The sequence below is a fragment of the uncultured Lactobacillus sp. genome (genome assembly GCF_945290125.1).
In the GTDB taxonomy this organism is placed as follows: domain Bacteria; phylum Bacillota; class Bacilli; order Lactobacillales; family Lactobacillaceae; genus Lactobacillus; species Lactobacillus rizhaonensis.
Map to the genome: position 1 here is coordinate 1 of NZ_CALYQV010000071.1, position 8,784 is coordinate 8,784.

At 38.3% G+C, this 8,784-nt stretch carries 12 protein-coding genes; 5 read left to right on the top strand and 7 right to left on the bottom strand.

Going from position 1 to position 8,784, the window contains the following annotated elements:
* Positions 1-19: 19 nt before the first annotated feature.
* The 5 genes from rpsD to Q0K80_RS09180 all read left to right on the top strand — a co-directional run bounded on the left by rpsD (position 20) and on the right by Q0K80_RS09180 (position 3,698).
* Complete coding sequence (rpsD, locus tag Q0K80_RS09160) at positions 20-631, top strand: 30S ribosomal protein S4 (protein WP_046324725.1); 612 nt, start codon at positions 20-22, stop codon at positions 629-631.
* A gap of 71 nt (positions 632-702) precedes the next feature.
* Positions 703-1,170, top strand: a complete 468-nt coding sequence (locus Q0K80_RS09165) for a YueI family protein (protein ID WP_294605649.1) — start codon at positions 703-705, stop codon at positions 1,168-1,170.
* Positions 1,171-2,472, top strand: a complete 1,302-nt coding sequence (locus tag Q0K80_RS09170; protein WP_294605651.1) for a replication-associated recombination protein A — start codon at positions 1,171-1,173, stop codon at positions 2,470-2,472. It abuts the gene before it with no gap.
* A 444-nt stretch (positions 2,473-2,916) separates the two neighbouring features.
* Positions 2,917-3,198 carry a hypothetical protein gene (locus Q0K80_RS09175; RefSeq protein WP_294605652.1) on the top strand — a complete coding sequence of 94 codons (282 nt, stop codon included), beginning with the start codon at positions 2,917-2,919 and terminating at the stop codon, positions 3,196-3,198.
* A gap of 44 nt (positions 3,199-3,242) precedes the next feature.
* Positions 3,243-3,698 (top strand): universal stress protein, encoded by a 456-nt coding sequence (locus tag Q0K80_RS09180; RefSeq protein WP_046324721.1) that lies wholly within the window; start codon positions 3,243-3,245, stop codon positions 3,696-3,698.
* A gap of 44 nt (positions 3,699-3,742) precedes the next feature.
* Here Q0K80_RS09180 and Q0K80_RS09185 read toward each other — a convergent pair whose 3' ends face one another.
* The 7 genes from Q0K80_RS09185 to atpD form a co-directional block, all read right to left on the bottom strand.
* Positions 3,743-4,936, bottom strand: a complete 1,194-nt coding sequence (locus tag Q0K80_RS09185) for an FtsW/RodA/SpoVE family cell cycle protein (RefSeq protein WP_294605655.1) — start codon at positions 4,934-4,936, stop codon at positions 3,743-3,745.
* 17 nt (positions 4,937-4,953) lie between these two features.
* Positions 4,954-5,181, bottom strand: a complete 228-nt coding sequence (locus Q0K80_RS09190) for a DUF2969 domain-containing protein (RefSeq protein WP_110445998.1) — start codon at positions 5,179-5,181, stop codon at positions 4,954-4,956.
* A gap of 8 nt (positions 5,182-5,189) precedes the next feature.
* Positions 5,190-5,483: a membrane protein insertion efficiency factor YidD gene (yidD, locus tag Q0K80_RS09195; protein WP_294605658.1), complete on the bottom strand. Its 294-nt coding sequence runs from the start codon at positions 5,481-5,483 to the stop codon at positions 5,190-5,192.
* Between the two features lie 16 nt (positions 5,484-5,499).
* Positions 5,500-6,489 (bottom strand): rod shape-determining protein, encoded by a 990-nt coding sequence (locus tag Q0K80_RS09200; RefSeq protein WP_046324716.1) that lies wholly within the window; start codon positions 6,487-6,489, stop codon positions 5,500-5,502.
* Between the two features lie 82 nt (positions 6,490-6,571).
* Entirely contained in the window at positions 6,572-6,802 is a 231-nt protein-coding gene (locus tag Q0K80_RS09205) for a DUF1146 family protein (RefSeq protein WP_034981184.1), read from the bottom strand.
* Positions 6,803-6,876: 74 nt separating this feature from the next.
* Entirely contained in the window at positions 6,877-7,314 is a 438-nt protein-coding gene (locus Q0K80_RS09210) for a F0F1 ATP synthase subunit epsilon (protein ID WP_046324715.1), read from the bottom strand.
* Positions 7,315-7,325: 11 nt separating this feature from the next.
* The gene (atpD, locus tag Q0K80_RS09215; RefSeq protein ID WP_294605662.1) at positions 7,326-8,765 is read right to left on the bottom strand and encodes a F0F1 ATP synthase subunit beta; all 1,440 of its coding nucleotides are present in this window, start codon (positions 8,763-8,765) and stop codon (positions 7,326-7,328) included.
* Positions 8,766-8,784 lie beyond the last annotated feature (19 nt).

An 8,784-nucleotide genomic window follows, 5' to 3' on the forward strand; every position in this document is an offset into this window, starting at 1 on the left:
GATTTTATTGGAGGATTTTATGTCAAGATATACAGGTCCAAGTTGGAAACGTTCCAGAAGATTAGGAATTTCACTTTCAGGTACTGGCAAGGAGCTTAGTCGCAGAAACTATGCCCCTGGTCAACACGGTCCTAATTCACGTGGTCGTTTATCAGAATATGGTGAACAATTACATGAAAAGCAAAAGCTACGTTGGATGTACGGTTTAAATGAACGTCAATTTAGAACTTTGTTCAAACGTGCTGGTAAGATCCGTGAAGGTGAACACGGTACTAACTTTATGGTTTTGCTTGAATGCCGTTTAGACAGTATTGTTTACCGTTTAGGATTGGCTACTACTAGAGAGCAAGCTAGACAATTAGTTAACCACGGTCACATCACTGTTGACGGCAAACGTGTTGATATTCCTTCCTATGAAGTCAAGGTTGGTCAAACCATTGGTCTTAAGGAGAAGTCAAAGAACTTGCAACAAGTTAAGGATGCACTTGAAGCAGTTGTATCCCGCCCATCCTTTGTTTCATTTGATGACAACAAGGTAGAAGGTTCACTTGTTCGCCTTCCAGAACGTGATGAAATGGAACCAGAAATTAATGAAGCTCTAGTTGTTGAATACTACAACAAGTTACTTTAATTTCCATGTTTTTACAAAACCCCTTTCCTTCTTGGAGAGGGGTTTTTGTTACCCGAAGGGAGTACCAATCAATGACAGAGGATTTAAATACCAGAGTTTCAAATGCTGCTCAAGGAATCACACCCCAAACAAAACCGGATGAGCGCAGAAGATTTTTAGGGTCTCTTCGCGAACGAGTTTTAGTCAGAATGACCAATGCCGAAGTGCAAGATCCTAAATTAGCCAACCTATTTTTACGCCACTTTAAAGATTATATTGGTTACAATATCCTGATTAATGGCAATTTACACGATAAGATTGTTGATCAAGTGGAAACAAGTTGTGGCAAATACGAGATTTCTTTTACTATCGTTAACAATGAAACAGCAAAAACGGGTCCGAATGACTCTGCAATCTTAGTCGTAGCTGCAAATGCAATTAACAAAATGCGCATTGAAATAAGTCAAGTGTATCCACCCGAGATCCCCCAAGAATTACTTACTAGTGACAAAACTAAAAAAGCTGGTTTTTGGCATCGGCTTTTTCATGGAGACAATTAAATGAAACCATTAGCTTACAGAATGAGACCAAAAACATTAGATGAGGTAGTCGGTCAGGATCATTTAATTGGCCCTGGAAAAATTATTCGCCGGATGGTCGAAGCCAAAATGTTATCCTCGATGATTCTTTACGGTCCCCCGGGAATAGGTAAAACAAGTATTGCCAGTGCCATAGCTGGTTCCACCAAATATGCTTTTCGCCAGCTTAACGCTGCAACAGACAGCAAAAAACAGCTGGAGCAAGTAGCCGCGGAAGGAAAATTGAGTGGCACGGTAATATTGCTCCTAGACGAAATTCATCGCTTGGATAAAACCAAGCAGGACTTTTTATTACCTCTTTTAGAATCCGGTCAAATTATTTTAATCGGTGCGACAACTGAGAATCCGTATATAGCAATCTCCCCCGCTATTCGTTCCCGCTGCCAGATTTTTGAATTAAAGCCTCTGGCAAAAGATGATGTCAATAAAGCAATTGATCGGGCGCTTAAAGATTGTGAACATGGTTTGGGTAAGTACAATGTTAAATTGACTTCAAACGCAAGGGAATTATTAGTGCAAAATGGCAACGGCGACTTACGGTCAACATTGAATGGTCTCGAACTTGCAGTCCGCTCAACGAAACAGGAAATGATAGCTGCCGGTAAAAAAGATGAAACAGAATTAATCATTGATCAAGATGAAATGGCCAATTCTATCCAGCTGCGTAATCAAAACTTCGATGCTAAGGGCGATGGACATTATGATCTGGTTTCTGCTTTTCAAAAATCAATTCGTGGCTCTGATACAGATGCAGCCTTGCATTATTTAGCTCGACTAATTGAGTCTGGTGATTTAATAGCTATTTGCAGGCGCTTGAGTGTAATTGCATATGAAGACATTGGCCTTGCAAATCCTGCAGCCGTTCAGCATGCTCAAATAGCTATTCAGTCTGCAAAGAGACTCGGTTTCCCTGAAGCGCGGATACCTTTAGCTAACGCTGTAATTGAACTGGCACTATCGCCTAAAAGCAATAGTGCAATCAGTGCTATTGATCAGGCTTTGGCTGATGTAAAAAACAAGGACTATGGCAATATACCTCCTACTTTAAAAGATACACATTATAGTGGTGCTGCAAAATTAGGTCATGGTAATGGTTACATTTATCCTCATTCTTATGTGAATGACTGGGTTCCACAGCAGTATTTACCTGATAAACTCATTGGCACACGATATTTTCAGCCTAAAGGAAATTCTAAAATAGAAAAAGGATTTAAAAAACAATACGAAACTTTGCATGAACTGCAAAAAAAGGGACTAAAATAATTAGTTATCCATAGGAAATATTTTAGTATATACTGGCTGAAGATTTTTTTGAAATCAGCCCTTTTATTTTAATGTTGCACAAAATAATCAGTACATTGATAAAATTAATTCATTCAGGAGCTTAAAAGCTAGCCTAAGAAAAAGCACCCTTTCATATTTCTGCCTTGACAAAACTTGTGATGCTTAGTAGTATAATAGTTGATCTGAGTTGATCGACTAGCTCAATTGTATAAGGTTGACCGGTCAAACATAAGACATGTGAGATAGTAAATAACTTTCGAATCGGAAAACTATCTTCAAAGATAGGATCCATATTCGTTGCGATACATCTCATTTTTTGAACACTGCGGGTTCAACAAGCATTGTTTTGCTATGTTTCGACGACTCGGATTTCTTGAGAAATTTAGAAAGCGGTCTGCGGACCGTTTTTTGTTTGGAGATTTTATGGCTATTAAAATTGTTATTCTAATTTACCTGGCAGTATTGCTATTGACTGCATTTTACTTATGGCATAATCGGCACAGCCATTTTCTAATATACAATAGTAAAAATATTTCTAATTTTAGTTCTCTAATGTCTTGGACAGCTATTATTTTAATTTTAGAGACTATTTTGGGTTTATTTTTAGTCTTCCAGAAAAATAAATACTTAAATCTTATTACTTTAATTCTTAGCAGCATTACTATCCTAATTTTTAGTCTTTTACTTAATCAAAAGGATGATTAACCGGACTAAAGTTTGGTAAAATAGTGGTAAGAGAGGTGTTTTAAATGATGAAACAATATCACCGTATTCAAGTCGCAGTTGATGGCTCAAAAGAAGCTGATTTAGCTTTTAAAAAAGCTGTCGCTGCAGCTAAGCGAAATGAAGCTGCTTTGGAAATTTTACATGTCATTGACACCAGATCCTTCCAAAATGTTTCTAGCTTTGATTCAGAAATGGTTGAACAAGTATCAAACGATGCTAAAGAAAAATTGCAAAATTACTACCAGCAGGCTACAGAAGCTGGAGTAAGTGAGGTTCACTATTCAATTGAATTTGGGGCTCCTAAAGCAATTATCGCCCACCAATTCCCTAAAAAGCACCAGATTGATTTAATCGTATTAGGAGCTACAGGTCTGAACGCTGTTGAGCGTATATTAATCGGCAGTGTTACCGAATATGTTACTAGAACTGCAGATTGTGATGTGCTAGTTTGTCGCTCTAACGAAAATTTGAGTAATTAAAAAAGAGCATTTCAGTTGAAATGCTCTTTTTGTGTATTAATAAATTAGAAGTCGCCTGCTTGACTGAACATATAGTCTTTATTATGAAATTTCATGGACAAAATCATACCAATACCGATCATATTACCAATTAAGGCTGATCCACCTTGAGAAATAAAAGGCAATGGAATACCAGTTAATGGTAGCAGATCAATACTCATACCAATATTTTCAAATACATGGAAGAGTATCATCATGATGACACCAGTAGAAATGTAAGAATAAAATGCGTTTTTTGTATCAAAAGTGATCCGTACCATTTGCACTATCAAGTATAAGTAAAGCAAAATGATTGCTACACTCCCGATGAAGCCAAATGATTCCCCTATCACCGAATAAGCCATATCTGAGCCTCGTACCGGCACATAAACACTTAGTTTACCAAAACCGTTGCCGAATATTTGCCCAGAACCAATCGCTTGCATACTTTGCCACAATTGATACGCAGCTTTTGACGTGTCATTAGATGGATTCAACCATGACATAATGCGTCTAAATTGGTAAGGCTGAAAGAAATGACTTAGATAAGATTGACCATTTGGTGTAGTAACCATATAAATAACTACGAGCCCTAGTACAAAGACAGCCGCAAACATTGGAGCAATTATTTTCCACGAAATACCAGACACCAGCACAACGCCACCAACAATTGCAATGAAGACCAGCATCGTACCAAAATCATTTTGTAATTTTAAAAGCACAGCAATCGGTAGCAGCCAAGCCAACATTTTACCAATTAAAATCCAATCATTTTTAATCGTATGTGTAAACTTGTCATTATGTTCACGCACAACCCGGGCCAGCATCAATATAAAAGCTGGCTTCATGACTTCTGATGGCTGAAAAGAAATTGGCCCTAGCTTAAACCAGCTTTTGGCGCCAGCATCTGCTGCTATACTGCGGTTGTAAAAGAACAAAACCGCAATTAAAAGTAAGATACCGAGTCCATAGACATATGGCGCAATACGATATAACTGTTCAGCGTCAAATTGAATTACAAAAGCAACTGCGGCAATCGAAATAATATACCATAATCCTTGCATTGCCACCGCCCTAACTGGGCTTCCCATATGACTGGGATCATCAATTGCCGCAAAATAAATGGAATAAAGGCCCACAGCTGCCAATATGAGCACAGGGACAACAATATTCCAGGCAATTCGATCAAACAGATTGGTTTTATTTTGTACTTTGACCATTAATCAATCACAACCTATTATTTTTCATGCAAAGCGAAGTATGAAAGCAAATCATTAATACTGCTTTCCAAACTTTTTGCATACAAGACGCTATTTGTTTTGCCAGTTGTAGCCCGATAACGACCAGCAATTTTTTCAATCACGCCAATAGATTTTTTCTGAGGAATTACTACTTCCCAGGTTGGGTTTTGTTTACCCTTAATTTCATTAATTTCCACATTAATATTTTCTGGTTTTTTTGACATAAATACTCCTATTTTGTATTAGGATGGAACTTTTTTGCAATAATCTCATCTTCATATTGTTCTGGATGCGGATTGCGAAAAATTGTAAATTTATTTGGTACCGGATCAACACCACCGCGCATAAAAGGATTACAGCGTAATATACGTGAGATTCCCATAATAAGTCCTAAAAGAGGACCAAATTTAGTTAAAGCGTCAATCATATAAGTCGAACACGTCGGATAATATCGGCACGATTTTGGTAAAACAGGAGAAATAAACTTCTGGTAGATTTTAACCAAACAAATCAAAATTTTACGCAAATCTAGCCTCCCATGATCAGTGACGCTGATGTTTTTCAATATTCTTAAGCAAAATTCCAGTCCCAAGTGCCACAGCTTCAAGTGGATGATCGGCCGTTAATACTGGTACCTTAAGATAATAAGAAATTAGCTTATCAATATTCTTAAGCAATGCTCCACCACCTGTCAGCATAATTCCACGGTCAATAATATCCGCAGAAAGCTCCGGTGGGGTCTTTTCCAAAACCTCTTTAGTAGCGGCAATAATGGTCATCAAGCCATCATGAAGAGCTTCTTGAATTTCAGGCGCAGTAACAGTAGCCTGTTTTGGCAGACCATCAACCACATCACGACCACGAACAGTGATAGTTTCGTTCTTATCAGGTTCAAAAGCACTTCCAATCTCAATTTTAATCTGTTCCGCAGTGCGTGAGCCAATTAACAAGTTATGTTTATTCTTAATATAAGAAACAACTGCCTGGTTCATATGGTCTCCAGCATAACGTAAAGATTGACTGGTAACAATTTCACCCATTGATAAAACAGCAATATCAGTAGTACCACCACCAATATCGATTACGATGTTGCCTTGAGGTTTGAAAATATCAAGTCCTGCACCTACCGCAGCAACTTTAGGCTCAAAATCTAGGTAAACTTTGCCTCCACCCGATTTTTCTGCAGCCTGAATAATTGCCTTCTGTTCAATTGATGTTACTCCAGTAGGAGCACAAATTAAAATATTTGGCTTGGACATAAAGCCTTTAACGTTTAATTTTTCAATAAAGTAAGACAGCATTGCTTCTGTGATATCAAAATCAGCGATAACACCATTTTTTAAAGGTCGGATCACACGGATGTTGCCCGGAGTCCTTCCTACCATCTTGTAGGCTTCTGTACCAACTGCTACTACTTTATTTGTACTTGTATTAACAGCAACAACAGAAGGCTCATTTAAGACAATTCCTTTACCAGAAACATTAATGAGCACATTTGCTGTTCCTAAATCTATTCCTATATCTCGTGCCACGATAATCCTCCATCATATTTCAATGTATATTTTACCATAAAGATTTTAAGTTTGTCGGCGACTTTATCCGCTTTACCAAGTCTTAAAAGAAATTACTTAACTGCAATGAAGTATCAATTAATGTAATAAAGAAATTACCCACTAGAAAGCCTAAAGCAATTGCAGCAAAGATTAGTAGCAGCTGTGCTTCAAATATCCTGTTCTTACGAATTATCTTTTCAATGCGAACACTTTTCATAATCTGAAAAGACAAACCAATCGTAATTAAATAAATTACTATACTAATTAAAGCATGAACGCCAAGTTGAAACATATTCTTTTCCACTTTTCCTAAGTTACAATAAAAGCGGACACACAAAAGCAGTGCATCCGCTTAAAACTTTAAATCTATTTAACTGAATTGTAAACACTAATTCGGTTGACGGCTCTTCTAAGTGCAACCTGTGCCCTCTCAAGTGATCGTTGATCATGAGCAGCCTGGGCTTTTTTCAGTGCATTTTGAGCACGTTCTCTAGCTGCTTTTGCCCGAGAAACATCAATATTATTCGCCCGTTCAGCACTGTCAGCAATAATGGTAGCCACATTATTTGAAAATTCAAAATAGCCACCACTAACAGCAATATGGTTAACAATATTGTTCATTTCTCGACTTCTTTTAACCTTAATCTCACCTATTGCTAGCGGAGTCAAAATCGGTAAGTGATTATACATCACTGAACGTTGACCATCAATCGCACGCATTTCAACAATACTAGAATGATGAGAAAAAATTAGACCATCTGGAGTTACAACATTTACCATAAAAAGTTTTTCTGGATCTGCCATTTGACATCACCTTACTTTTCTAATAATGCTTTAGCTTCAGGATCACTCGGAGTTACACCCATCTGCTTTGCTTTTTTCAAAACATCCTCAATTGGGCCTACACTACGGAATGCGTCTTCTGGAAGATCATCTAAATGACCATCTAAAATCATCTTAAAGCCCTTAATCGTTTCTTTAATTGGAACATAAGAACCAGGCACACCAGTAAACTGTTCGGCCACAAAGAAATTTTGCGATAAGAAGAATTGAACTTTACGAGCACGGCTAACAATTACCTTTTCCTCGTCAGATAATTCATCCATTCCCAAAACAGAAATGATGTCTTGCAATTCATGGTATCTTTGCAAAATATGCTGGACGCCAGTAGCGACCTCATAGTGCTCTTGACCCACAATTTCAGGATCCAAAGCACTGGAAGTAGACTCTAACGGATCAACAGCCGGGTATATACCTTGCTCAACTAAACTACGTTCCAAATTGGTAGTAGCGTCAAGGTGAGCAAAAGTAGTAGCTGGAGCCGGGTCAGTATAGTCATCGGCAGGAACATAGACCGCTTGAATTGAAGTAATAGAACCCTTCTTGGTAGAAGTAATTCTTTCCTGTAACTGACCCATTTCTGTTGCCAAGGTTGGCTGATAACCAACGGCACTTGGCATCCGTCCCAGCAAAGCTGAAACTTCCGAACCGGCTTGAGTAAATCTGAAGATGTTGTCGATAAAGAGCAGAACGTCTTGACCTTCAACATCTCTAAAGTACTCTGCCAGCGTTAATCCTGTCAGTGCCACACGCATTCTGGCACCAGGAGGCTCATTCATTTGACCAAAGACCATGGCAGTTTTGCTTAAAACTCCAGATGCTTTCATTTCAAAGTAAAGGTCATTACCTTCACGTGTTCTTTCACCAACACCAGTAAAAACTGAAATACCACCATGTTCCTGGGCAATATTGTGAATTAATTCTTGGATAATCGTCGTCTTACCAACACCGGCACCACCAAACAATCCAACTTTTCCACCACGGACATAAGGTTCAAGTAAATCAATCACCTTAATACCAGTTTCAAGGATTTCCTGACTCGTTGTTAGTTCATCATATTTAGGAGCATTCTTATGAATACTGTCACGAGGGTGATCTTTTGCAAATTTAGGGCCATTGTCAATAGGCTCACCTAAAACATTAAAGACACGTCCTAAAGTATCATTACCAACCGGTACTGAAATAGGGCCACCAGTGTCTTCAACCTTCATTCCGCGTCTAAGACCATTGGTAGATTCCATCGCAATTGTTCTTAAAACACCATCGCCAAGCTCTAGTGTTACCTCGAGAACAACAGATTCATCGTCCGACTTAACGACGCGCAAAGCATTGTCAATATCAGGCAGATTTTTGTCAAGCGGGAATTTGACATCGACAACTGGGCCGATTACTTGAACAACTTCACCTTCACTCAAAACATCTACCTCCTTTTCT